27 protein-coding genes are annotated in these 25735 nt (G+C 56.4%); 24 read left to right on the top strand and 3 right to left on the bottom strand.

Annotated features, from left to right (window positions below; translation table 11 throughout):
• Positions 1-32: 32 nt before the first annotated feature.
• The 22 genes from QMX86_RS03435 (at position 33) to QMX86_RS03540 (ending at position 22450) form a co-directional block, all read left to right on the top strand.
• A complete protein-coding gene (locus QMX86_RS03435; RefSeq protein ID WP_282381934.1) occupies positions 33-401 on the top strand; it encodes a hypothetical protein in 369 nt (122 codons plus the stop codon).
• Positions 398-994: a hypothetical protein gene (locus tag QMX86_RS03440; protein ID WP_282381931.1), complete on the top strand. Its 597-nt coding sequence runs from the start codon at positions 398-400 to the stop codon at positions 992-994. The genes QMX86_RS03435 and QMX86_RS03440 overlap by 4 nt, the downstream gene beginning before the upstream one ends.
• Positions 991-1410, top strand: a complete 420-nt coding sequence (locus QMX86_RS03445; protein WP_282381929.1) for a phage tail terminator-like protein — start codon at positions 991-993, stop codon at positions 1408-1410. The genes QMX86_RS03440 and QMX86_RS03445 overlap by 4 nt, the downstream gene beginning before the upstream one ends.
• 69 nt (positions 1411-1479) lie before the next feature.
• A complete protein-coding gene (locus tag QMX86_RS03450) occupies positions 1480-2151 on the top strand; it encodes a phage tail protein (protein WP_282381926.1) in 672 nt (223 codons plus the stop codon).
• A gap of 2 nt (positions 2152-2153) precedes the next feature.
• Positions 2154-2534 (top strand): phage tail assembly chaperone, encoded by a 381-nt coding sequence (locus tag QMX86_RS03455; RefSeq protein WP_282381923.1) that lies wholly within the window; start codon positions 2154-2156, stop codon positions 2532-2534.
• Between the two features lie 17 nt (positions 2535-2551).
• Positions 2552-2854 (top strand): DUF1799 domain-containing protein, encoded by a 303-nt coding sequence (locus QMX86_RS03460; protein WP_282381920.1) that lies wholly within the window; start codon positions 2552-2554, stop codon positions 2852-2854.
• Between the two features lie 27 nt (positions 2855-2881).
• Positions 2882-5932 carry a phage tail tape measure protein gene (locus QMX86_RS03465; RefSeq protein ID WP_282381917.1) on the top strand — a complete coding sequence of 1017 codons (3051 nt, stop codon included), beginning with the start codon at positions 2882-2884 and terminating at the stop codon, positions 5930-5932.
• Positions 5932-6270 (top strand): phage tail protein, encoded by a 339-nt coding sequence (locus QMX86_RS03470; RefSeq protein ID WP_282381914.1) that lies wholly within the window; start codon positions 5932-5934, stop codon positions 6268-6270. Before QMX86_RS03465 ends, QMX86_RS03470 begins: the two co-directional genes overlap by 1 nt.
• Positions 6271-6279: 9 nt before the next feature.
• A complete protein-coding gene (locus QMX86_RS03475; protein ID WP_282381911.1) occupies positions 6280-7029 on the top strand; it encodes a phage minor tail protein L in 750 nt (249 codons plus the stop codon).
• A 1-nt stretch (position 7030) separates the two neighbouring features.
• On the top strand, positions 7031-7786 hold the full coding sequence (locus QMX86_RS03480) for a C40 family peptidase (RefSeq protein WP_282381908.1): 756 nt from the start codon (positions 7031-7033) through the stop codon (positions 7784-7786).
• 137 nt (positions 7787-7923) lie between these two features.
• A complete protein-coding gene (locus tag QMX86_RS03485) occupies positions 7924-8061 on the top strand; it encodes a hypothetical protein (RefSeq protein WP_282381906.1) in 138 nt (45 codons plus the stop codon).
• Positions 8062-8360: 299 nt separating this feature from the next.
• Positions 8361-8783: a hypothetical protein gene (locus QMX86_RS03490; protein WP_282381904.1), complete on the top strand. Its 423-nt coding sequence runs from the start codon at positions 8361-8363 to the stop codon at positions 8781-8783.
• Positions 8784-8824: 41 nt separating this feature from the next.
• On the top strand, positions 8825-9433 hold the full coding sequence (locus QMX86_RS03495; protein WP_282381902.1) for a tail assembly protein: 609 nt from the start codon (positions 8825-8827) through the stop codon (positions 9431-9433).
• Positions 9434-9854: 421 nt separating this feature from the next.
• Positions 9855-13418: a phage tail protein gene (locus tag QMX86_RS03500; RefSeq protein ID WP_282381901.1), complete on the top strand. Its 3564-nt coding sequence runs from the start codon at positions 9855-9857 to the stop codon at positions 13416-13418.
• A 51-nt stretch (positions 13419-13469) separates the two neighbouring features.
• On the top strand, positions 13470-13778 hold the full coding sequence (locus QMX86_RS03505; RefSeq protein ID WP_282381899.1) for a hypothetical protein: 309 nt from the start codon (positions 13470-13472) through the stop codon (positions 13776-13778).
• Positions 13775-14437, top strand: coding sequence for a hypothetical protein (locus tag QMX86_RS03510; protein WP_282381897.1), 663 nt, complete (start codon positions 13775-13777; stop codon positions 14435-14437). Before QMX86_RS03505 ends, QMX86_RS03510 begins: the two co-directional genes overlap by 4 nt.
• A gap of 24 nt (positions 14438-14461) precedes the next feature.
• Positions 14462-15676, top strand: coding sequence for a hypothetical protein (locus tag QMX86_RS03515; RefSeq protein WP_282381893.1), 1215 nt, complete (start codon positions 14462-14464; stop codon positions 15674-15676).
• Between the two features lie 11 nt (positions 15677-15687).
• A complete protein-coding gene (locus QMX86_RS03520; RefSeq protein WP_282381890.1) occupies positions 15688-16026 on the top strand; it encodes a hypothetical protein in 339 nt (112 codons plus the stop codon).
• A gap of 58 nt (positions 16027-16084) precedes the next feature.
• On the top strand, positions 16085-16507 hold the full coding sequence (locus tag QMX86_RS03525; protein WP_282381888.1) for a cell wall hydrolase: 423 nt from the start codon (positions 16085-16087) through the stop codon (positions 16505-16507).
• Positions 16508-17022: 515 nt separating this feature from the next.
• Positions 17023-20961, top strand: a complete 3939-nt coding sequence (locus tag QMX86_RS03530; protein WP_282381885.1) for a glycosyltransferase — start codon at positions 17023-17025, stop codon at positions 20959-20961.
• A gap of 30 nt (positions 20962-20991) precedes the next feature.
• Positions 20992-21969 carry a class I SAM-dependent methyltransferase gene (locus QMX86_RS03535; protein ID WP_282381883.1) on the top strand — a complete coding sequence of 326 codons (978 nt, stop codon included), beginning with the start codon at positions 20992-20994 and terminating at the stop codon, positions 21967-21969.
• Between the two features lie 328 nt (positions 21970-22297).
• Positions 22298-22450, top strand: coding sequence for a hypothetical protein (locus QMX86_RS03540; protein WP_282381881.1), 153 nt, complete (start codon positions 22298-22300; stop codon positions 22448-22450).
• A gap of 43 nt (positions 22451-22493) precedes the next feature.
• On the opposite strand, the gene QMX86_RS03545 is transcribed toward QMX86_RS03540, so the two are convergent.
• Both QMX86_RS03545 and QMX86_RS03550 read right to left on the bottom strand, forming a co-directional pair.
• The gene (locus tag QMX86_RS03545) at positions 22494-23108 is read right to left on the bottom strand and encodes a hypothetical protein (RefSeq protein WP_282381878.1); all 615 of its coding nucleotides are present in this window, start codon (positions 23106-23108) and stop codon (positions 22494-22496) included.
• Between the two features lie 193 nt (positions 23109-23301).
• Entirely contained in the window at positions 23302-23511 is a 210-nt protein-coding gene (locus QMX86_RS03550; protein ID WP_282381874.1) for a hypothetical protein, read from the bottom strand.
• A 707-nt stretch (positions 23512-24218) separates the two neighbouring features.
• Here QMX86_RS03550 and QMX86_RS03555 point away from each other — a divergent pair.
• A complete protein-coding gene (locus tag QMX86_RS03555) occupies positions 24219-24674 on the top strand; it encodes a DUF2214 family protein (RefSeq protein WP_282381872.1) in 456 nt (151 codons plus the stop codon).
• Between the two features lie 219 nt (positions 24675-24893).
• Here the strand turns inward: QMX86_RS03555 and csrA are convergent, their stop codons facing one another.
• Positions 24894-25088, bottom strand: a complete 195-nt coding sequence (gene csrA / locus QMX86_RS03560) for a carbon storage regulator CsrA (protein WP_003179932.1) — start codon at positions 25086-25088, stop codon at positions 24894-24896.
• A 250-nt stretch (positions 25089-25338) separates the two neighbouring features.
• Here csrA and QMX86_RS03565 point away from each other — a divergent pair, with 250 nt between their 5' ends.
• Positions 25339-25704 (top strand): SPOR domain-containing protein, encoded by a 366-nt coding sequence (locus QMX86_RS03565; RefSeq protein WP_024012401.1) that lies wholly within the window; start codon positions 25339-25341, stop codon positions 25702-25704.
• The last annotated feature ends 31 nt before the right edge of the window (positions 25705-25735 follow it).

The raw sequence follows: 25735 nt of genomic DNA on the forward strand, positions 1-25735 counted from the left end.
CCGCCTTGCGCGGGCTTTTTTATGAGGTGGTCATGACCTTCTACGACGAAATGGCCGTGATCGCTCTGGAGATGATCACAGAATTCGGCCAGCCCGTGACCATCATTAAGACGGAGCCGGGCGAGTACGACCCTGAGACCGGTGGCGACACGCCGGGCGCCACCATTGAACAGACCGCCCAAGGCATCCTGCTCGACTTTACCGGTCAGGAGTTCCAGAACAACAGCCTCATCAAGCAGGGCGACAAAAAACTGAAGATTGCCGCGCAGGGGCTTGAGTGGATTCCGGATCTGCTGAACAAGGTGATCATTCAGGGGCGCACCTGGTCAATTGTGCCGCCGTTGAAAGAGGTGAATCCCGCCGGTACGCCGATCCTTTACGAGCTGCAGGTGCGGGTATGAGCCGGGCTGGCGCCGGTCAATCCGGCAGCTTCGCGCTGAGTCTCGCCGAGTTTGCGGCCCAGACCCGCGAAGCCATCGACGCAAGTGTGCGCGAGATCATCATCGAGGTCGGCAGCAGCCTGATCCGCATGTCTCCCGTTGGCAACCCGGAAATATGGGCGCAAAACGCAGTGGCGACCGAGTACAACAAGGCTGTCGACGAACACAACACTGCGCTGCGCAGCGACCCTGCCAACCTGACCAAGGGTGGCAGGCTCAAGAAAGGCCGGAAGCTCAACGACGGCATGGACGTCAAGGCGCCAGAAGGCTACGTCGGCGGCCGGTTCCGTGCGAACTGGCACATCTCCCTCGGCGTAGTCGAGAACGTCACCTTTGACGAGGTGGACCCAAGCGGCGCCGAAACCACTGCCGCTCTGGTCGCCGCAATGAGCGACTTCACCGCCGGGCAGATCGCCTACATCATTAACAACTTGCCCTATGCGATTCCGCTGGAGTTCGGCCATTCGACCCAGGCCCCCGGCGGAATGGTTCGGGTAACCGTGGCTCGCTTCCAGCAGATCGTGTTGGAGGCCATCAGGAACAACCAGGTATGAGTCACGCCATCATCGCTTCAATGTACGAGGCAAAGCTGATCACTTGGAACAATGCCAGGCCGGACAAACTCAAGATCGTTTTCGAGAACATGGCCTACACCCCGGCGGCAGGCGAGACCTATCTGCGGGCGTTTACTATCCCGGGCGACACGGCGAGCAACACGCTCAGCGGCGATCACCGGCTGTATACCGGTGTGTTTCAGATCAGCATCGTTTCCCCGGCCGGCACCGGTAAGGCAAAAACCAACCCTATTGCCGCCGAGATCATCGCGTTATTTCCGCTTTATGTGCGCGACGTAAAAAATGGTTTCGAAGTTACGCCCATGACGCCTGTAGATGTCGGCCCAGGCATCACAGACGATTCAACCTACACCGTCCCGCTGTCGTTCACGTACCGGTCCGACACCACGCCATAACCCGCCCGTTGGGCAAATCCTGAACCCGCCTCTGCGCGGGTTTTGTCATTTCTGCAAAGAGGAAAACCCATGTCTGTTTACTTCCCCAACGGGGCGACGCTTTCAATTTCCAGCGGATTCGCCGCCGCAAAGCTGATTTCTGCGATCAGCAACGCGAATCCGGGTGTCGCTACCAGTGCCGCAAACGGCTTTGCCAATGGCGACATCCTTCTGATCACCTCCGGTTGGGAGGACATCAACGAGCGCGCAGGGCGTGTATCCAACGCGGCGGCAGGCGCATTCACTCTGGAGGGCATCGACACGTCCAACGTGGCTTTCTTTCCCGATGGCATCAGCGGCGGTACCGCCAAGAAAGTGACCGGCTGGGTAGCCGTCAACCAGGTGATCGGCAACTCCATGTCCGGCGGCGAGCAGCAATACTGGACTTACGCGCCGCTCGAAGCGCGGCGTGACAAGCAGATCCCTACCACCAAAAATGCGCAGGCGTTCGCTTTCCAGCTGGCTGACGATGACAGCCTGGCCTGGTATGAAGAATTGGATAAAGCCGATCGAGAGAAGGAGGTGCGCATCTTGCGTATGTCGCTGCCCAACGGCAAAACGATCTATTACGCCGGTTATGCATCCTTCAACAAAACTCCGACGCTGGTGCGCAACGAAGGTGCGGCCGTTTCCTTTGGCTTCACCATCAACGCCGAAATCACCGCGTATCGCGCGCCGGTTGCTGCTGGCGGCGGGGCCTGATCATGGCGAAATTCAAGATTGCGCAAGCGCCAACTTTTCCCGGCGCAGTGATGGTCCCGGTAGTTGGCCAGGACCCGGTGAAGGTGGAATTCATTTTCAAATATCGGGACCGCATCGAGTTGGCGGCGCTGTTTGATGGGTGGAACCAGCGACAAAAACAAAGCCTCGAGCAATTCGGCGACAAGCCTACGATGTCTCAAATCGTTGCGGTCGACACCGAAAATCAAGTGCAGCAGATCAAGGATCTGGTCGTTGGCTGGGAGTTCGACGACAAGTTCGACGATGAGGGCATCAAGGCGCTGGTGAACTCATGCCACGGCGCGACCGAGGCCGTGGTGGATGCTTACCAGGCTGCCTACGCCAAGGCCCGCACGGGAAACTGATTCGCGCCGCCCGCGCCATGTATGAGCCTCCTCCGAATGCGGAGCAACTTGCCGCGTTTGGGTTGGACGCTGAGGACCTCGAAGAGGAATTCGAAGTTTGGCCGTGCCTTTGGCCTGCTTTCCTCCTGTTTAACAGGATGTCCACTCAGTGGCGTGTCGGCGCCGGCGGCGCAATTGGTCTCGACTACAGCAGCATCCGCGACGTGGCCGGTTTCCTCGGCATCAAGAAAAAGAAACTCGCTGAAATCTTCCCAGACCTTCAGGTGCTGGAAGGCGAAGCCCTGCGCGTCATGGCAGAGGAAAGGGAAAACAGCCCGTAAACGCGGGCATCTATTCAAGGTGAGTCGATGAACATTGCAGAACTCGGCGTCAAGATCGACTCGGCCGACGCTATTCAGGCCAAAACCAGCCTGGATGAAATGGCGAAGGCCGGCGGCCGCGCAGAGCAGTCCGCCGTTTCGTTGATGAACGAAATGCAGGCGTTGGAGAAGTCGCTCTCTACCAACGCCAAAACCACGCAGGATCTCGCGAAGCAGCGGGAAGCGCTGGCGAAGCTGACCAAGACCGGGGCCTATGGCGAGGCTGAGGCCGCGAAGATATCGGCTCAGCTCGACAAGCAGCAGGTTGCGCTGGCGAAGTCGGCCATGGATGAGCAGAAGGCCCTGAACAGTCTGCTGGGTGCAATTGACCCGGCCCGCGCGGCGCTGGCGAAGCTGGATACTCAGGTAGAGCAACTGGGCAAGCACCTGGACGCCGGCCGCATCAGCCAGAATGAGTACAACGCCGCGCTGGGCAAGATCGATAAGGATTACGACAAGCTCAATAAAACCACCACCGGCTTCGAAAAGTTGCGCCTCGGCTCGCGTCAGGCGCAGGAAAATGTGGTTCAGCTGGGGAACGCGCTGTCGTCCGGCGACTGGGGAAGCGGTGTTCGTGCCGTTGGTCAGTTGGGCGCCGGAGCGGGTGAGGGCGCGGCGGGCCTGCTGGCGATTCTCGGCCCGCTGGCGCTGGCCACTGCCGCGGTGGGTGGGTTGGCATACGCTTTCTACAAGGGGAGCGAGGAGCAAGACAGTTACAACAAATCGCTGATCCTGACCGGCAATTACGCCGGTGTGAGTGCTGGACAGCTCGGCGATGTGGCGCGTCAGGTGAGCGCTGCTATCGGCACAACTGGGCAAGCCGCTGAGGTTCTCGCGCTGCTGGCCGGCAATGGAAAGATTGCTGGCGAAAGCTTTACGGGCATCACTCAAGCAGCGGTGTCGATGCAGGAAGCGACCGGCAAGGCCGTTAGCGAGACTGTCGCGGAGTTCGCCAAGCTCGCCGACGACCCGGTCAAGGCATCTGCTGCGCTGAATGAGCAGTACCACTATCTCACCGCGTCGGTTTACTCGCAGATCACCGCACTGGAGAAGCAGGGCGACCATGCCGGCGCCGTGAAGCTGGCTACTGAGTCGTTCGCCGATGCGATCAACGAGCGCACGCCGCGGATCCTCGAGAATCTGAGCTTTTGGGAGAGGGGATACAACGCAGTTGCTCGCGCTGCTGATGGATTGAAGAATATCGGGCGCAGCGATATCGGTGCTGATATCGAGCAAGCCCGCCGTGACTTGGCGGGCGCTCAGGCGGGCGACGTAGGCCTGTTCCAGAACAAGCAAGAGATGATCGATCTCTATCAAAATCGCCTCAACATGCTGGAGGATCAGCAGGCTGCAGAAGCCGATATTGCCAAGTGGCAAGGTGAGCAGGCAAAGGCCCAAGGTGATGCCGTCTCATCCATGGCGAAGGTCGACGCTCTCACCAAGTCGGCGTGGACGAATGAGCAGAAACGTAACGACGCGATCAAGGAGTACAAGCGGCAACTCGAAGACATCCGCGAGGTAGCGCCGAACGATCCTCGCCTGAATCAGGCGGCGATCGACAAGAACCTGGCAAACATCAACGACCAGTTCAAGGATTCAAAAACGGCCAGTTCACAGGTCGATCTGACCAGCTTCAACAACGCCAAAAACAACCTGGTAGCCATCAGCGCTGAATACAAAAACGCTCAGAAGGAACTGGACGCAGCGCAGAAGGCTGGACTTGTTTCTCAGGCCGACTACGCCCTGAAGCGTGAAGCGCTGATCGGCAACGAGCGCGACGAAGTGACCGCAGCTTATGAGGCGGAGATCTCCGCGCTGGAAGCCGCGAAAGCCAAAAAGACCACATCTGCCGCGCAAAGCATCCAGCTGGATCAGAAGATTGCCGATGCTCGCGCCGGCATGGTCAAGGCTCAAAAGGAAGCTGACAGCCAGCTCGAAGTGCTCGCTACCAGCGAAACCGGAAGGCTGGCGAAGCAGGAGCGAGCGATTTCCTCCTACGTTCAGGCCTTGAGCCAGCAGCAGAGAACACTGGAACTGGCAGGGCTGCGGGCGGTAGTTGGCGTTGGCCAGGGTGATCGACAGAACACCCTAAACGGCGAATTGAACAGCCAGCAAGACCGGTTTGCTCAGCAATCGCTGGAACTGGAAAACCAACGGTCTGACCCGTCCCGCAACATGTCGGAAGAGGAATTCGCTCGGAAGTCGCAGGCGCTCGCAGATGCAAACAAAGCCGCAACCGATCAGATCCGGCAAAACTACGCAGATGTCGAGAAAGCTCAAGGGGACTGGACCAAGGTCGCAACGTCGGCGTGGGCCAATTACCTGGACTCGGCGAGCAACATCGCCGGCCAGACGAAAACTCTGTTCGGTAACGCCTTCAGCTCGATGGAAGACGCAGTCGTCAACTTCGCCATGACCGGGAAGCTGTCGTTCGCTGACTTCACCAAGTCGATTCTGGCGGACATGGCGCGGATTGCAACCCGTCAGGCCAGTTCGGCGCTGCTGAGCAGTCTCGTTGGTGCGGCTACCAGCTACTTCACTGGCGGCGGGGGCGGCAATGGACTGGCATCTGGGTCAGCGGGTGCTACGTCATCGAATCTCGGAGCGTCCTCGGCGGGCTATTCCAGCAGCTACTTTCCGCAGGCGCTCGGCGGTGCCTGGTCGTCGGGCGTGCAAATGTTTGCCAACGGCGGCGCTTTCACCAACAACATCGTCAGCACGCCGACAGCTTTCGGGATGGCCGGCGGCAGGGCGGGCGTAATGGGGGAGGCAGGGCCGGAGGCGATCATGCCACTGACCCGCACCTCCAGCGGCAAGCTCGGCGTTCTTGCTGCTGGTGGCGGCTCTGGGACAACGATCAGCATAAGCGCGCCGGTCACGGTGGTAACTGAGGACCGTGGGTCTGAAGGCATGCAGATCGACCAGCAAGCGCTATCGAAAAACCTTCAATCGCAAATGCAGGCCGTGGCCGAGAAGGCTGTCGCTGACTCTTGGCGAGCGGGCGGCACCAGCTTTCGAAATGCTAATGGGAGGGCCTGATGGCCATCGAGAAATTCACTTGGCCAACCGAGCGCGGTGAGACACCCGAAATCACCTATCGGGTGCGCACCTCTAGTTTCGGCGGCGGCTACGCGCAGAACGTTGGCGACGGCCCGAACAACAAGGAGGACTCCTATCCAATCACCTGCTCCGGTCGAAAGGCCAAAGTGCAGGAGATCATGGGGTTCCTTGACCGGCACGCCGGCGCAAAGGCTTTTCTGTGGACAACGCCGCTCGGCGAGCTCGGGCTGTTCACCTGCAAAAATCCCGCTCCCACACCAATGGGCGGCGGGGTGTTCAAACTCACCGCAACGTTCGAGCGGGCATTCCATCCATAAGGGGCAACTATGCCGCTGATCAGTGACATCCAGGTGCTTGAGCCTGGCAGCGAAGTGCTGCTCTTTGAATTGGACGGCACGGAATACGGCGCGGACGTGCTGCGCTTCCACGGGCACGCGATACCGCACACGCCAGCCGAGCTCATTGCCGCTGGCGCCAATGCCGACCAGCTGCCGGCTAAGGCGATCTACTGGCAAGGTAACGAATACAGCGCTTGGCCGATGCAGATCGACGGCATCGAGGCAAACGGCGACGGCACGGCGGTCCGGCCGACATTATCGGTTGGCAACGTCAACGGGCGCATCACTGCGCTCTGTCTGGCTTTCGAGGATCTGCTCGAGTTCAAGCTGACGATGCGGCACACACTCGGCAGCTACCTCGACGCGGCGAACTTCCCCGCCGGCAACCCGACGGCCGACCCAACCCAAGAGACGATCGAGGTCTGGTACATCGACCAGAAGACGAACGAGGACGGGGAGACGGTCAGTTGGGAGTTGGCGAGCCCGGGCGACGTGGGCAATGAGTCGATCGGACGGCAAGCCACAACCCTTTGCCACTGGTGTCTCACCGGCGGGTATCGCGGGCCGAACTGCGGTTACACCGGCCCGTACGTCACGAAGGACGGCGTCATCACCGACAATCCCGAACTCGACCAATGCGACGCCACGCTGGGCAAGGGCTGCTTCCCGCGCTTCGGCGAAGGCAACCCGCTGCCATTCGGTGGCTTCCCGGCCGTATCCCTGATCGCACGGAGCTGACATGCGAAAGCACATCTTGAACGCGATCCAGGCGCACGCGGCGGTCGAGTACCCGAAAGAGTGCTGCGGGCTGCTGCTGGCGATCGGGCGCAAGCAGCAATACTTCCCCTGCATCAACGTTTCGACGGAGCCGAACGAAGAGTTCCGAATCGACCCCGAGCAGTACGCCGCGGCCGAAGACGAAGGCGAAGTCATCGGCATAATTCATTCGCATCCGGACGCCACCAGCAGGCCGTCACCGCGCGACCTCGCCATGTGCGAAGCGACGGCGATGCCCTGGCACATTCTGAGCTGGCCGGAAGGCGACCTGCGCACCATTGTTCCCACCGGTGAAGTGCCGCTGCTGAAACGGCCATTTGTGCACGGGGCGTGGGACTGCTGGCAGGTGTGCGCCGATTGGTACAAGCGCGAGTGGGGGCTTGAATTCGAAGCGTTCAAGCGCACGGATGGCTGGTGGGAGAGCAAGGAAAACACCAGCCTGTACGAAGCAAACTACGAGGCCGCCGGCTTCTACCGAGTCGACCAGCTGCAGCGCGGAGACATGATCGTGATGGAAGTTGGGCGCACGGTTTATCCGAATCACGCCGGGATCTTCCTTGGCGCTGATCCTGCACTGCCAGGTGAGGATGCTGCGACGTTCGGGCCCGGCCCGTTCCTGCTGCACCACCTATACGGCCGGCCATCGGAGGTCATTGTTTTCGGTGGGCCGTGGCTCGACCGCACGCGCCTGATTCTGAGGCACCACAGCCTAAGGTGATTTTGTCACTGACGGCCATCTACAGCACAGTCATAGTCGAGGATTGCTCATCGGCATTGCCCTTGAAATCCTACGCATCCCCCCTCATGTAGCAAACGCAATGGGATGAGCTTGTTGCATAGGCCAAGGACATAAGCATGACCAAATACTGCGTAACGGCAGCTAACCGTAATAGCACCAAGGATGACCGCGTCTCTGAGTTCAAGCTTTGGGAATACAAGCAGAACGATAAAAAAGAATGGCAGTGGTTTCCGCTCGGAAAAAAAAACGCTTAACTACGTGGCCGCGTTGCTCGCTGCTGGTCACGAAGTTGTCTCAGGGAAGGAGCTTAAGGAAAATGGAGTAGTAACGAGACTCGCTCTTGGTGCCGCTATAGAGATTGAGCTTCGCATCGCCAAGAATGACGATAAGTTTAAGATTACAGACCTACCCGAGTTTTGATGATCCACTCCATAAATAAGCGCCCGAATGGGTGCTTGTTTATGGAGACCTTCTCGAAAGACTAACAATTGATCCCGATTTATTAGCTTGAACTGTAGATGCTACAGTCTTGCCAAACCAACGAGGGAACGATATGCGGATTTTGATAGCGGCGGTAACGATGGCAATGCTGGCGGGGTGTGCGACTTCGCCAACGCCTTCCAGTGAAGCCAAGCAGGCGCCGACGAGTCAGCTGTCGGCCTACCAGGCCAGGCCATCAGGGGCATACGGGACACTGCAAGTTATCCGTGACTCTGGGCAGACCGGAAGCCTTTGCTCAGTGGCGGTTTTTATCGATGGCAAACAAGCCGCCAAGCTCAAGCCAGGCCAGAAGGCATCATTCTATCTGCCGCCTGATTCGGTTTCAGTGGGCGCGGCTTACACCGGCTCTGGCATTTGCTCCATGGGGGCTGCGCGAGTCGAGCGGGAAGCGATCGTGAAAGGCGGCGCGATCAAGAAATATCGAATTTTCACCGGGGGCGATGGGCAGATCGACGTACTGCCCACGACCCTTTGAACAGACCGCCTCCGGCGGTTTTTTATTGCCTGGAGAATGGCATGTGCTCAGCAATCACCTACACACCGATGACGAAAGTGATGCTGTCCGGTTCGCTCGCGAAAAAGTTTTTTCGAAGCAAGCAATTCCTCCTCGACGGCGGGTCGGCCGTGGAGGTTTTTCGTGCGCTCAATGCGACGATTGATGGCTTTGCCGAGGAAATTAAGCGGCTGGAGCGCCTTGGCCTGAAGTTCGCGATTTTCCGGAACCGCGCGAACATAGGGATGGTCGGATTCGATCTCGGCGGCACACGGGAAATCCGCATTGTTCCGGTGATTGGTGGCAGCAAGCGCGCCGGCGGCCTACAGACAATCATCGGCACGGTGATGATCGCCGCAGCCTATGTGCTGTCTTTCACTCCGTTTGCAGCCGCATCACCTTTTTTGTATGCGGCCGGTGCGTCGATGGCGATTGGCGGAGTCATTCAGATGCTAAGCCCTCAAGCCTCCGGCCTGAAGCAAAGCGCATCCCCCGAGAACTCTCCGTCCTACGCCTTCGGCAGCGCCAAGAACACCACGGCCAGCGGCAACCCAGTACCGATCTGCATCGGAGAGCGCCGGTGGGGCGGGATGATCATCTCGGCCTCGATCCTGGCGGAGGACAAAGTGTAAAAAGTTTATGGCTGGGGGGAGGCGGAAAGCCGCGGTTGCTTCTTAAAGTTTGACGTCCGAATGTATCTAGCAAGCATCCATAGTCCGCTACCAACAGCGGCAAACACTAGAGCGAAAATCAATTCGGCCAATCCCTGACCAATCTGTTGGGGCGTTACATATCTGGAGAGCATTTTTACCGAAGAGGTGATGATTGTGTATGCAGTGAAAATCCACAACACGGCTGAAATTGCGTACACCGGAAGCGAAAGGGTTGTTCGTAGCCAAGTTGGAGCTTTTCTCATCAGCACTTATTTCCTTGATGACTGAGTCGAGCGCCTCATCGTAGGAGGGCGCAGCATGCGAATTCTATCATCACGACTTTTTACAGAAATGCCATTAGGCCGCCCAATAGGCGGTTTTTTTATGCCTGGAGGAAAGCATGGGCGCAGCAGCACAGATCGATATCCACGGCGAGAAGGGCGGCAGCAGCAAGCCGAAGTCGCCGACCGAAGCCAGCGACAGCCTGCGCTCGACCAACCTGGCCAAGCTGCTGATTGCCGTGGGCGAGGGTGAATTCGACAGCGTCCCGACCGATTACGACATCTACCTGGACAACACGCCGATCCGCGATGCCAGCGGCAACTACAACTTCCCGAACGTGAAGTGGGACTGGCGCCCGGGGTCGGTGGATCAGACGTACATTCCCGGCATTCCGTCCGTGGAGAACGAGACGTCACTGAACATTGAACTGCGCAGCGATTCGCCGTGGGTGCGCTCGATCACCAATACCCAGCTTTCCGCCGTGCGCATTCGGTTGGCCTGGCTGGCGCTGCAACGCTCCGATGACCAGGGCAACGTCGGCGGGTACCGAATTGAGTACGCAATCGATGTGGCCACCGATGGTGGCGCCTATCAGCAGGTGCTGGTGGACGCAGTCGACGGCAAGACCACCACGCGCTACGAGCGCTCCCGCCGCATCGATCTGCCCGACGCCACCACTGGCTGGCAGATCCGCGTGCGCCGTCTGACGCCGAACCAGAACACCAACAAGATCGCCGACACCATGCTCGTGGCCGGCTATACCGAAGTCATCGACGCCAAGCTGCGCTACCCGAACACCGCGCTGCTCTACATCGAATTCGACGCCGAGCAGTTCACCAACATCCCGGCTGTAACCGTGAAGTGCAAGGCCCGCCGCTGGATGGTGCCGAGCAATTACGACCCGATCCTGCGCACCTATACAGGGACGTGGGACGGCTCGATGAAGTCGGCCTGGACCAATAACCCGGCGTGGATCACCTACGGCATCTGCACCGAAGACCGCTTCGGCCTGGGCAAGCGCATCAAGCCGTTCATGGTCGACAAGTGGGAGCTGTACCGCATTGCCCAGTATTGCGATCAGCTGGTGCCGAACGGACTGGGGGGCCAGGAACCGCGCTTCCTTTGCGACATGAACCTGCAGGGCAAGGCTGACGCCTGGTCGCTGCTGCGCGATATCTCGGCGATTTACCGGGGCATGACGTACTGGGCTCAGGGCCAGCTGGTGATGCAGGCGGACATGCCGCGTGCGCAGGACTTCGACTACGTCTTCACCCGGTCCAACGTGATCGACGGCAAGTTCTCCTATGGCAGCGCCTCGGCGAAGACCCGTTACACCCGGGCGCTGGTGAGCTACGACAACCCGGCGAACAACTACGACACCGATGTCATTCCCTTCGCTGACCTAGATCTTCAACGCCGCTACGGCGACCGGCCGACCGAGCTGAGCGCCATTGGCTGCACCCGCGCATCCGAGGCCCAGCGCCGGGGAAAGTGGGCGATCCTCAGCAACAACCAAGACCGCACCGTTTCGTTCAAGACAGGCATGGAAGGGGTGATCCCGCTGCCCGGGCACATCATCCCAGTGGCGGATTCGCTGCTGGCTGGTCGCGAAGTGGGCGGCCGGATCTCGGCTGTGGCGGGGCGGGTGATCACGCTCGATCGCGATACCCAGGCCAAGGCCGGTGATCGACTGATCATCAACCTGCCGGGCGGCCGCGCCGAAGGTCGGACAGTGCAGAGCGTCAACGGCCGCGCCGTGACTGTCACGGTTGCCTACAGCGAACCGCCGGTGGTGCAGTTGCAATGGGCGCTCGATGCCGATGATCTGGCGATCCCGCTGTATCGCGTGCTGCGCACCAAGCGCACCACCGAGGGCGATTACGAAATCAGCGCGCTCCAGTTCGAGCCGAGCAAGTTCGCTTTCATCGACACCGGTGCGCGCCTGGAAGAACGCCCGATCAGCGTGATCCCGATCACCGTCGTCCCGGCGCCGGCGAGCGTTACGCTTTCGTCGACCTCATCGGTTGTCCAGGGGTTGGCCGTGGCCACCATGACGATCACTTGGCCGGCCGTGGATGGCGCGAACGGCTACGACGTCGAATGGCGCAAGGACAGCGGCAACTGGATCAAGCTCCAGCGCACCGGCATGACCAACGTCGACGTTGTCGGCATCTACGCCGGCGCTTATGTGGCCCGGGTGCGAGCGGTTAGCGCGTTCGACATCACGTCGACGTGGCGCAACTCGATCCTGACCAACCTCAGCGGAAAGCAGGGGCTTCCGCCGGCGCTGGCGTTCCTTACCGCAACACCGTTGCTGTTCGGCATCTATCTCAAGTGGGGCTTCCCTGCTGGCGCCGAGGACAGCCAGCGCACGGAGATCTGGTACGGGCCGACGACCGATCTTGAGGCCGCGACCAAGCTGACAGACCTGGCCTATCCGCAGAGCGATTTCTCCATGCTCGGCCTGCGCGCCGGCGTGACCTTCTACTTCTGGGGGCGAATCGTCGACAAGATCGGCAACATCGGGCCGTGGTATCCGATCGGACTTGGCGTACAGGGGCAATCCAGTTCTGAATCCAGTCCGATATTGGAGATGATCAAGGGAGAAATCGGCCGCACGGAATTGGGTCAGGACATCGTCGATGAGATCGACAAAATCCCGGGCTTGCAGGCGCAGATTGATGCGCTCGATGGGCTCAAAGGCTACAACCCAGACGACACCTACGAAGAGTACGACTTGGTGGTGCAGGGCAAGCGGATCTACCAGGCCACCGGCCCTGTCCCGCGCAACATGCCGCCGCCGAACCCGCTGTACTGGCTCGACGTTGGGCAGACCGTTGAAAGTGCAAACGGCCTGGCCCAGCAGGTGGCAACCAACACCGCCGAGATAATCGAACTCGACGGAGAGGTCACAGCTCAAGCCACTGCCTTCGAAGCCCTTCGCGCCTCTTATCGAGACGATGACGGCGCTGGAGATCTGGCGGACGCAATCAAGAGCCACACCAGTACCGCGGCGATTGCCTCCGAATCCAAGGTACGTGCCTCCGAGAACGAGGCAATGGCAAGGCGCGTAACGACCTTCGACGCAAAAATCGGAGAGAACACGGCGAACATCACCGAGCTGGAGGAGGTGGTAGCCACGAACGAATCGGCGACCGCGACGAAGATCGATCAATTGAATGTTTCTGTCGGGCAAAACTCGGCTGCCATTCAGCAGACCTCGAACGCCTACGCGGACACGGCGGGCAAGCTGAACACGATGTGGTCGGTGAAGATGCAGGTCACAGCGAATGGGCAGTACGTCGCGGCGGGTATTGGGCTTGGCATCGAGAATACCGGGGCAGGATTGCAGAGCCAGTTCCTGGTCAGCGCTGACAGGTTTGCCATCGTCAATACCATTGCCGGCGGCGCCATTGCGGTGCCGTTCGCAGTGCAGGGCGGCCAGGTGTTCATGAACTCGGCGTTCATCCAAGACGGAACGATCACCAACGCGAAGATCGGCAGCTACATCAGCTCCACTAACTACATCGCCGGCCAGCAAGGCTGGCTCCTGAACAAAGACGGCACGCTTGAAATAAACGGCATCGTCCCAGGGCAAGGGCGTCTGGTGATCAATTCACTGAACGTTTCGGTCTACGACGCCAACAACGTGTTGCGTGTTCGTCTCGGCTATCTGGGGTAATCAATGGCGCTATTTGGACTGCGTGTCTTTAACGAGAGCGGTCAGCTCGCTATGGACACCAACAGCTTCACCTATCAGGTGCTCTGGCAGGGGGTGATTGACTTCAGCGGGACCGTACCCAGCTACACAATCGCGATTCCCGGTTTCAATCCTGCCAATTGCGTGTTCATGATCATCCCGACGAGAGCACAGGACGTGCAATCGTCAGAAGCGGACGGTTCTGGAAATCAGAAGTCCTACCCCTATGTGACCACGTCGGCAGGTCAGGTCGTTGTTCTGCCTAAAAACCCTTCCGCCGGCGCGTCCACGATTCAATCAAGGGTCGTCGCCAAAGGCTACGCAATCAGGTATTCGACATGAGCTACGGCTTTCAGAGCATCAACGACAATTCGTTTGTCCAGATTGACTCGGAGGCCCCAAGGCTGTGCGTCCTCACCAGAGGCACGTATTCAGGGGTGGCAAGCGCGTCCGGCGTATTTGCTAGGGCAGTCACCAGCGTGGACCCGCCTATGGTCTTCATTCGACCTGATCAGGGAGGAGCGATTCAGGTTCCGATTTCCGTTTGGTTCACCGGCGGACCGGGTAACTGGACCGGGTTCTCCATGAACGCTTCGAGGGTCAACGAAACGCTGAGCGGTCAATATTTCGTTGCCGCCTGGGCTTCGATGGGCACAGCTGCGTATGGGATGCGACTGTGGGACGGCGCAGGAACGCTCGTTTACGACAGCGGAGCGCCGGCTGTGGTCGTGACGTTTGCCGCTGGCAATTGGACCTACCTCGGCACTGAGCAATTGAGCGTTGGGCGCAGATACCTGTGGGGGATCAGCAAGAGCCTTGGCGCAGGGGAATTCGTTTCGCTCAACCCGTTCACGATGAACTGCCACAACGACGGCTCCGGCGGCGGATGCGCTCTCGGGGTCGACTACGCAAACAACCGCATCATGATGTATAGCCTCGCGTTCACCGCTTGGACCGATCAGGGCCACCGCCCCTTTCTCTGCGCCAAATTGCTGGCCTGAGTCTTTCATTTCTGGAGATACACAATGCCCTGGTACAAGACGGGAACGGTCTCTGTTACCCAAAATTCCAACGCGGTGATCGGCACGGGTACTGCTTTTATCGCCAACAGCCGGGTCGGCGACGGCTTTCGCGGCCCGGACGGCCGTTGGTACGAGGTGACGAACATCGCCAGCAATACCGCTTTGTCGATCTCGCCGAACTACGAAGGCCCGACAGCGGCTGGCGGCTTCTACGCGATCATGCCGGTGCAGGGTTATCAGAAAGACCTGTCCGACCAGGTGCGCGAGATACTCAATGATTACGGCGAGAAGCTGGCGGCGCTCGGGACCACTGGTAATTACGATATTTTGCCGCCAAGCAAGGGTGGCACGGGGATCACCGATCTTTCCGTTTTCATTGAAGGGTTGTTGAATGATGCGGACCCACCAGCGGCACGCGCCACGCTTGAGGCGGCCAAGTCAGGTGTAAACAACGACATCACTTCAATCACCGGATTGACCACCGCGCTGGCAGCCAATCAGGGAGGCACCGGTAAGAAAACTCCAGTGCGCGAAACTGGTGTGGGCTACATCGACGGATTGATCATTCAGTGGGGCGGCGCGAAGGCACTGACCGTGACGGCCGGAGCTGCGCATATTGAATCGAGCGGACTCGTTAGGTTTGCGGATCTTCCAATTTCCTTGGCAGGGCTGAGCATTGCCGCTTCTACGTGGTATCACGTTTACCTTTATGACAATGCAGGAAGCGCGGCTGTGGAAGCAGTCACCACAGCCCCCGCAGCACCGTACGCTGGTAAGGCCCGTTCCAAGACTGGAGACACCAGTCGGCGCTACATTGGATCGGTCAAATCAGACTCAAGCGGAAACCTGTATCCGGTGCGTTTTTTTCCGGGCGGTAAAGTTCAGTATTTGACCTCTGTCAACGTGGCGCCATTTGTCTTGATCGCAAGCAATGTCGGGAATTCATCAACTAACGTGTCAGCGAGCGCGATTGCTCCGGTCACAGCATATTCGGTTGAAGGCTCCTTTATCAGTACGCCCGTTGGGGCAACACTATTTATCGGTAGCCCAGACATCGGGCTGGTCACTACACAGAATTATCTTCAGGTGTATATCTCGCCGTTTTATGCACCGCTGTCGATTTATCTGAATTCGACTCAGCAATTCAACATCGCGTACGACATTACCCCTTCAGGCGCCACGATTTATCGGTGTGGCACCTACTTCTACGAGCGCTAGGAGAAATGGTTATGGGATATGCGATCAAGGAAAACGGCACCTTTCGAGCTGTAACCATTGATATGGAGCTGCTGGAAGGGGAGGAATATTTTGAAGATGTTCCCCAGTGGGCTTACGACAAAATGGAGGCAGAGCAGGCGCTCGCTGACAAGAAGGCAGCTGAGGACTCCTGGAGAGTGCGTGAGGTAGCGTTCATTACGGACCAACTGATCGGTATCGAGGACGGTGACCCGAGCGCTCTGCCTGGTACCGAGGCGGAGTGGCGAGCGTATCGCACCGAAGTGCGCGCATGGAAAGACGGGCATTCTGAATTCCCTGATGATCAACATCGCCCCATCCGCCCGAGTTGATAGACCCGAAATTACCAGCCCGCCATCGAGCGGGTATTTTTTTGCCTGGAGAAAAGTGATGCCTGTAACCGATAAAGATCGAGACATTCTCGCCCGAACGATTTGGGGTGAGGCACGCGGAGAAGGTACGGCCGGCCAGATCGCCGTGGCCTGGACGATCCGCAACCACGTGTTTGATGGAAAGGAGAAGTCATGGTGGGGGGAGGGCTATGCCGGCGTGTGCCAAAAGCCGTGGCAGTTCAGTTGCTGGAACAAGACCGACCTGAACTATCAGTTCCTGATCGGCTTGAAACAGATTCCGTTCCGCGAGCTGACGCAGTGCCGAATTGCTGCCGACCAGGTAATAGATGGAAAGGTGCTAGATCCCACCGGCGGCGCCACGCACTATTACGCCACCAGCATCAAGGCGCCAGCCTGGGCGGCGAAAGCCAAGCAGACACTGAAGCTGGGTCACCACGTTTTCTACAAGGATGTGTCGTGATTGCCGTACCATGGAGAACGGTTAGAGCGTGCCGCCATAGACAAGCTATGTCGAGGTACCTAGCGAATCTTCTGTGTGTTTGATAAAGAGGCAATCCACAAAAATGTCTCGCTGGTTGCTGTGTACATGCACAGCTTTGAAGATGAGCAGTATAGGCGGGAGGCGGATTTGTAAGATTTATCGATTCACGCTTGGACCTTGTGAGCGCTGGGCGGATTGCTATTTGACTGATTAATCTAAGAAAAAGTCTATGGACAAGCGACTGCCAGTCGCTTATTACTATGTGCCATTTGAGCCTCTGCCGTATTGCTGGTGACGTTATGGAAGACGTAGCGGACATTTTGAGCTAGTCAGTCAATCCTCTCTGATCGAATCCTTCAATTTTTATTCGCTTGATCATTCCAGCCCGCGATTTTACGGGTGTTTGGGATCCGCGACGGCACTACTCTCGACTCCATTTACCTGCAATTCGGCTGCTTCAATTTGCACCGAACAATAGACCTGAGCGACCGTGCATGAACGCGACAATAACCGCTGTTATCCCGCTGATGGGGGACTACCGTCAGGTACAACCTCTCATCGTCAGCCTTGTGAGTGCTATGGCCGGTGATTGGCCGATCAACGATACGGTTATCGATTTGCTTTTCGTCGGTGATGGCCATCATTGGGCCCAGGTCGCCGACATTGCGGGTTTACGTAAGGATCATCATGTTCGCTTTGTCTCGGTAGCACAGAGTTCAATGCCGGCCTGTCTGTTCAATGCGGGCGCGGAACTAGCAAAGGGTGAATACCTAGCATTTCTTTGGCCCGGCGTCGAAGCAGGGCAATGGCTGGCTTCAATAAGCGAGCTTGTTGGTCATATTGAACCCGGTGATCTCCTTCTCGCGGGTGAAGTAGATGAGTCGTCCATGCGTCCAGGCATTCCCGGCTCTTGGCTATGTAACCCCACAGCGGGCATGCCGAACAGTTATCCAACAGGTTGGTTGGAGCTTAGCGACTATCTGCCAATGGCCAATTGCCTTGTGGAAAGAGCGTCTTTTCTAAAAGCAGGTGGGTTTTCTAGCTCTATTCTGCTACAGCGTGGATTCTGGTGGGACTTCACGCTTCGTTACGGCCGTGCTGGACGCATTCGCGCAGTTGAAGGGGTACCGTGCGCCTCATCCGTATGGTCCTGGCACGAATATCCGCTATCGCATGAAGTCATGCTTTCTGGAGACTTGGTTGCCCGTCGCGTGATGCGTGCAACGTTGGCGGAAAATGTTCTACCAAGCGATAAAGTCGATTTCGACGACGCACTGACGTTTTCGCGCAGCTTGAACTCGAGAACAAGAGAATGGCTTCACAAGCAAATCAGTTTTTTTTCTTCAACGGCAGTTAACGATTTTTTCAGCAAACAAGAAAAGCTTCCGCCCCAAACGGCGCCTGAGCCTCTTCGAATTACCGTACTGGGCGGCCCTGGCGAACCGGCCCACAACCAACTGTGCTTCTTCAATTATTTCGCTTTGCTTGAGAGGAATCATAAACTGACGTGGCGTACGGTGCTCGACACCGCAGCGCATACGACAGATCTGGTAAATAGCGACATTGTCATTTTCAGTCGGGTCAAGTCGGAAGAAGGCTGTCGTTTGATGGACTTTTGCGTCTCTACCGGTATCCCGACAATTTACATGCTCGATGACAACTGGTTCACCGTTGGAAAAGACTGGCCCGTTTACGCCGAGCTTTTCAGCGAGAGCTCTACGATTGTAAAATCATTTAAATATTGTCTCGAAAGGGCAGACTTCGCGCTCACCTATAATCAGTATCTCAACGATGATATGCGTCCGCATTCACGCATGGTGGTGCAGCTCCCTACAAATATCGAGCTGTCTGAGTTCAATCCCCGACCGAAGCTCGTAGGGCGTAGGAAGATCGTCGGGTATGTTGGCTCGCCGCGCCCTGATGATGTAGCTTTCCGTGCGCTCGTAAACGTAGCGCTCCGACGCGAAGATTTCGATGTCATGTACATGGGAGCTGACCTGCCTGATTGTTTCGCCAACATTCCCGCTAATCGCCTTAGACGGGAGCCCTACGTATTCGGGTATCGCCGCTATGCCGCCATCCTTAGTGGCTATGCACCAGATGTGCTACTGGCGCCGCTGGGTACAACTCGTTTTGACGCATCGAAGTGTCCCAACAAGTTTTTAGAGATAAGCGCGGTTGGCGCGGCTGGCATTTTTAGCAATGTAGAACCATACCTCTCAGTCGTTGAGAATGGGAAGACGGGGCTATTCGCTGATTCCAACCAGACCTCATGGGAAAACGCGATCGAGCGTTTGTTGGACGACGACGCTCTGCGCACTGATATTCAGGGACGCGCGCACAGGAAAGTGCGTGAGACGTTTTCGACGGAAAATGTATTACCGCATTTCGAAATGCTGTTGCAGCAAGCTCGCCGGATTAAGAGTGAAAGCCTCTCCTTAGAGCGACAACGCGTGGCGTTCGTATCACACTCGCCGTATCAGGCTGGAGCGGAGCGAGCGCTAGTCAACTTCGTTTCTAATCACAGCGCATCAATCGATCCAATCGTATTGTTCCCGCTTAGTGATGGGCCGATGCATGACATAGTTCTGGCGAGTGGTTTGCCTGTTATTAAGGTGGACTACGATTTCGCAGTTCCGAGAGTCGGAGATCATTGGCATATTCAGCTTGAATCTGCTCGATACCACGACTGTGTGGGACGATTCGGGCGTGTGTTCAGGGAACTTGAGCTTGACGGCGTTGTGGTTAACACCAACGTGTTGCAAAGCGCCGTTTTCGCGGCTGCCGTCAATTTGATCCCGGTAGTACTCCACTCTCATGGAGTTATCAGTTCGCGTTTAGATACGTTGCTGTGCGCAAAGCGATGGCCACACGATGATGCTGAACAGTTGGACATTGCGAGTGGAGTAATATGTCCCTCCCAACTGGTCGCCGATGCGTATGTCGACCTGTATCTAACACCTCGCGAAAAATTTCACGTGGTGCCCAATGGCACCGATTGTCGAGCATGGGAGCCATTGTCAACCGACCTTCAACCGCAGCGGTTCTCAATGTTGTGTACGCTCGAACCGAATAAAAACGTACCAATGTTTTTAGAGGCGGCTCAGCAGCTCAAGAACTCCGTATCGAAGCCAGTTGAGTTTCATATCTACGGTGCTGGAAGCGGCGAGTATGTTGAATATTTAAACGAATTGGTCAATGAGAAATCGCTGCAGAATGATGTGTTCTTTCATTCAAAAACTGCGGATGTAAACGAAGTTTACGATAGATCGCGTGCGATCGTTGTTACGAGCCAACTAGAGTCGTTCTCGTTCGTTACAATTGAAGCAATGAGTCGCGGTCGCCCGGTTATTTCTACTCGATGTGGGGGGCCAGAAGCTATTATCGAAAATGGAAAAACGGGCTTTCTCATAGATAAAAATGACAGCGCTGCGCTGGCGCGCTCGATGAAATTACTCCATGAGGAAAACTCATTCGCTCTTCAGGTAGGTGCAAGCGCGCGTGCGGCCGTCGAGCAACGATTCGATATCATGGTGCTCGCCGACATCTATTGCGATGTTTTAACGAAGATCTTTCCAGAAGTAACGGCAACGCAGCTTCTTAATAAGCGTCATGCTGCATTGCATTTCATTGGCACACGACAGTCTATCGCCTGGCCAGATGTGACTCTATCCCTGAAAAACTATTCCGTCGCGATCGCTTCAGCGCTTGGGGTTCGTGGGTCGGGTTGGAATCACAAAGCGCTGTTTGATTACGCGGTTAGTTTGGAGATGCAGGCAGTCGAGCTCAAGGCAAAAGCCGGCAATTTGGAGACGCAAACAGTAGCCTTGGAGACGCAGGCCGTCAGACTAAAGCAAAGCATCGAACTTGAAAGAGTCGCGGCGGAAGTGCATCGCCAGCACGCGATTCATAATGCCAACGTCACTGCAACGGTTCTCAACGGGCTAACTGCCCAGATTCGTCGCCGCTTTTGGCTAGAAGATGATCTATGGGAACTGGTAGGGCATCCGTTCTCCACCATCAAGCGCTTTTGCAAAGAACGATATGCAAAAGGTGCTACGAAACTCGTGCTGTCGCGAGATCTGCGTCAAGTGCCGTTCATCGAGTACGAACTCACAGCGAGTCAGCCTTACCACTGTATCAGTGCATCTATCTATGTACCGGCAGCGAACGCGCAAGGGACGTTCGGCATTGAAATTGTCAATGCTGCCGGACAAATTGTTTACCATTACGCTATTCCTCTTTCTAGCACCGAAGCGGGGCGGCCAGTCGACTTCAATCTGGATAACCTACGATTGTCATACAGCGACGTTTGCAAGATGCGCTTGTTCACTCGTGGTGCTGAAGTGCCGGTATTTGCATATGAACTTGTCACGCGTCGGTTCGCGGGGATAAAAGCACCCGCAAGAACACCGTTTCTAGCGCTTATTTAGCCCAACGTTCCATCAAATAGGAGTGCGAGCTTGAACAATCTGAAGGGGATTTTTCGTGGCGAATTAATTGAGCAGTTTGGAGTATTAACTCCTGGATACGATAGCGGCTTCGTCGATTCGTATATGACGGAACAGTTCAAAAGCCGAGCGCAAGAGTATGTCAAAACGCATTACAACTCGGATCACTGCGATGGTATAATCGGGCAGGCTTTGCGGGTATTGGGAGTTGGCGCTCCACCAACGACTGGAGATTTCACTATCTTGGACGTTGGTTCCGGCGCCGGCGGATCGGTATTTACCCTCATAAAAATGTTTGGCCACCTGCCAAACGTGCGCATCATTTGCTCCGATCTTTCTATGGAAATGCTTGCGCTCTTGCGACAGGGAATGGTCGACCTTCAATTCAACTGCAAAATTGATGTGCTTCAGCTCAATGCCGAGCAACTTGATTTTCATGACGCATCCGTGGATCTGGTTGTTGGCTACGCAATTGCGCATCATCTATATAGACCGGATGAGATGTTTAGGCATGTCGCTCGCGTACTCAAGCCTGGCGGCAACGCGATCTTCATGGAACCCTTCGAAAATGGCAACGTGATTTTGTCGGCAGCGATGGGGATCATTCTAGCGGACGACCGTAAGCAGCAGATTGCCGAAAATGTCCAGGAATTCTTGCGAAACATCATTGCTGACAGAAAATCCCGAATCGGGAGAGACAAGACAGCTGAATGCTTTAAAAATCTCGACGATAAGTGGATGTTTACGCGTAATTATCTGCTCGAAAGTTTTCCTTCCGCCCAAGGTTCATTGCAGATTCGCTCCTTACATTCACCAACTAAGTTATTCGAGAATCAGATGGCTATGTTGCTGTCTCTGGGTTTATCTCTCGACAGCAGTGCGTTGCCGATATGGGCATGGAACATAATCCGCAACATAGACGATTCAATGTCCGATGATTGCAAGGAAGACGTACTAATCGAAGGTATGGTGCTGTTCACAAAGTTTTAATTGATGTCTCAAGGGGAGCGAAATTGGTAGCACTGTAGGCATGTCAGGACTGTGTGCCATACAACATTAATGACTTGCCGCCAAACTTGCGCAGGCGAAGGCTCCTGAGCCATCATTCCTTTTTTGATGATGGTGTTATGTACGTGGACAAGCGACTCGCCGGGCTTTCTTTCTGATGACCCTCGTTTGGATTACGACCGCCCTGTGACTGATGTATTGCATGTCGCACTGAATACAAAGGGTGAATGGTTGTGGAAGGCGTAGTGATGGGCGACAGAAGCAGCGAGAGGCCGATCGTCTCCTGGCGCAAATCGTCCGGACGGACTCGATGGTCATCGCGGTAAAGGCGGGGGCGCGTGCGGATGGTTTCGTGCTTGGACTGGAAACCAGCGGGGCCTTGCGCGCCGGTGATGCTGAAAAACTCTACATCATCTTTGAGGCCGCTCTGGTGGAGCGTCTGAAAACACTGGCGCGTAGTTAATCAGTGCCGTATTGATCCGGTCGCCAGTTCTTCGCACGATCTCTTAGCGTGGGCCCGCAGGCGCTATCTTTGTCACAAAACCTTTTCCGGTGCAGGTCGAACAATCTTCACGCGCACCAAAGTTATCGAGACAATCCGGGCAAATACAGAAAGCTGCCGATTCAATGTGAGGTCGCACTTTTTCAAAAGCGCGTAGATCCCGCTCCTCCTGAGCGACCTGTGCTGCATCTATAAGCGCCCGGTAAGCATCGGCATCAGATAGTGGTCGGTGGTTTACGCCGGCGATCATCCGCTCGGTCTCTACCAATTGATATCGGCGGCCACTCATTTCCAGCACTAGGCCTGAAATCCGCCCAATCTTCGAAGAAAGACCCAAAGTCAACCGCACACCATTCGCGTCAGAGTAGACCTTGCCGTCGTAGGCGAAGGAAGCGCCGCGCGGTTCATCACTTTCGAAGTTAAAGATTGACCGGCTGATAGTGCCCAGCAGATTCCCGTTGTCGATCTGAACGACGTTATAGGTCGAGGCACCACGGTAGTGCCCGGGCGAGTTCTGCAACTCCTCGACTGCGTGCCAGTATGCGGCGTCTGCCATCTCGTTCATGTCGAACTGCTCAAGCTGGTTGATCAGGCCCTCGTCGCGGAGCGTGGCTGCCATCTCATGGAGGGTTTCCCTTGCCCCTCCGGGTTCTGCATGCGGAAGTCCTGGTCATCGAGAGTTGCGCGCCATCGCTGGAGCCGTAGGGTTTTTGCCTGGTCGAAATTCATGCTGCTGGGTTCGCTGTACAAATGCTGTATGCATGTACAGTAATCGAGGCGAGACTGGTGGGCGAGGGGGAGGCGACGAGCTGTCAGTCGGGCGTCATTAAAACTGCCAAGGTCATCTTGATGAACTCTTCGTTCTTATCGATCGCCCAGAGCGCGCCGCGGACATTCTCGGCCACATCGGCCGATCCGCGCTGCTCGCCCCAGTTGGACAGCTCCATGATGGCGGCTTCTAAAGCGAGTTGATTTTCGTTGATCTTGAAGAGCAGGGAAGGGAGTAGGTCTGAGTTTGGCATTTTGGTTTCCTCCGTGGACGAAACCAGAGTGGCAGGGAGATTCAATGTCGGCAGAACGCCGGGGAAGGGCAAAGCACTGTAGGAAAATACAGCGCTAAGTTGTTGATTCTTATAGCGTGTAACGGCGATTTTTTACCAAGTAAATTTAGGGTGGTTTCCCTTTTATATCAGTAGCTTACGGTTATTTCGAGGTCACCTTGACATGGTGGGGGTCGTTGGTTCGAGTCCAATCGCGCCTACCAAACAAAATCCGCTCTGCTGGGCGGTCTAGAAGGGCTCACCGAAAGGTGGGCCCTTTTTTGTTGGCTGCGATTTGCGCAACGCCTGTTACCGGTCATTTCCGCTTCGCTCTGATCAGCTCTCCATTCATTACTGTTTGCGCAAAATGATCAAGCGCCATTTTGGTGCATTCTTCTTCCGTTTTGTTGTTGAAAACACCTGAATATCCAAAGGCTTACAGCTCTTTTTCTCCAACCGGTTATCGAAAAAGCCTTGTTGCATGTTGGGAATTTAAGTAACATCCGTTCCGCGTTCACCACCACGGTTTATGCATTTTTAAATCCCAAGCTTCCATCAGCTGCTTGGGATTTTTTTTGCCTGCGATTTGGCGTTTGAGCGCCTGTCCCTCCATCACCTCCAAGCGAGGCGCGGTTTTTTCGTCTACTACTGACTGGCCGATTTTCAACTCTTTATAAGGGAGTGCGTCGATGCTGAGTCAGTGGTTCCTTGCCGCTATTCATCTATTCGCGTTTGCCTTGGCTTTCTGGGCGGTACTGACGCGCGGCACAGCGTTCAGCCAGCTCTCGGCGGGCACGGGAGAGCTCAAGCGCGTGCTGCTCGCGGATAACCTCTGGGGGCTTTCAGCTTTGACGCTGCTTATTACCGGAGCGATGCGTGCGTTTGGTGGTTACGAGAAAGGCTCTGACTATTACCTCCATCAGCCGCTGTTTCATCTGAAGATGACGTTGTTAGTGCTGATCCTGCTGATAGAGCTTGCACCCATGATCACGCTGATCAAATGGCGCATCGCATCGTCGCGCGGGGTGGCGCTTGATAGCGGACGTGCGAAGTTGTACGCGCGAATCAGTCATGTTGAAGCGCTGCTGCTGATCCTGATGGTGGTCGCGGCGACAGGCATGGCGCGTGGCGTGATATTCGCTTAGAAGGCGAAATTCTCCGTGCTCTATCGGAAACGTCCGACAGCCAGCTCCAGGAGTGAAAGGTAATATCGGCGCAGGAGAGAAGGAGGGGGCAAGTGAAGAGCGTCAGCATGCTTCAGGCGCCGTGCCCAGCGGGGTGAAATGCGGATGGCTAAACGGCGCGTGAATCTTTAGCCAGTCTTGCGCGACGGCAATAGGACTGGCTGCGTAATGCTAAGTGGCTCAGGGCGTTTGCGGCTTGTCCGGAGCGGTCAGGCCGGCCTGGATGCGTTGGTAAATTTCTTCACGGTGCACTGCCACGTTTTTCGGAGCGTTGATACCGATGCGGACTTGTTGGCCGCTGACTCCGAGGATGGTGATCGTGATGTCATCACCAATGTTTATGCTTTCACCGACTTTGCGGGTGAGTATCAGCATGGTCTTCTCCTTGATTGCTTTGTAGGGCACCTGATTCAGACAGTGCAGAGGTCGGTGGTATCTATAGATTAGTGCGAAGTCTCACGGTTTGGGTGCCTCTTTCTGACGCGCAGAAGCGGCATTAATTCCCAGGGCGTAACTATACAGAGGCTGCAATCATCATTCTCGTTGTTTTGTGCCCATTTTGCGGGGCTCGCGAAGTATTTTTGAATGATAAGATCGCCGCTTTACGAATTCCGAGGGAAGCGTTGTGCGCAAATTGGTTTGGCTGGTAGCGGCACTGGCATTGGCAGGCTGCGGTGAAGGCAAGAATGTAGATGCGCCGAAGCCTGAGACGAAGGTCGCGGCAGCGCCGGCGGCCGCCGCGCCACAGTGGGATCTGGAAGTGCGTGGCGAGACTCCTCAGGCCGTCAGTGACCTGAGCGGCTGGTTGATCGAGCATGCTTTCGTTCCGACGGTCGTCAAGGACGGCAGCGGTAAAACACGAATTCTGATCGGTCCGTTCAATTCCCAGGCTGACGCCGAGGCGCGCAAGGTGCAGGTCGATGCAGCGCTGGTAAAAGCCAAGAAACAAAATATCGAATCGGTGGTGATCGAGCATCCGCTCACGCCATAAGCGAAGCGCCTTCAAAACACGCTGAACAGAC

The sequence above is a fragment of the Pseudomonas sp. PS01270 genome, from assembly GCF_029959775.1.
Classification (GTDB): domain Bacteria; phylum Pseudomonadota; class Gammaproteobacteria; order Pseudomonadales; family Pseudomonadaceae; genus Aquipseudomonas; species Aquipseudomonas atacamensis.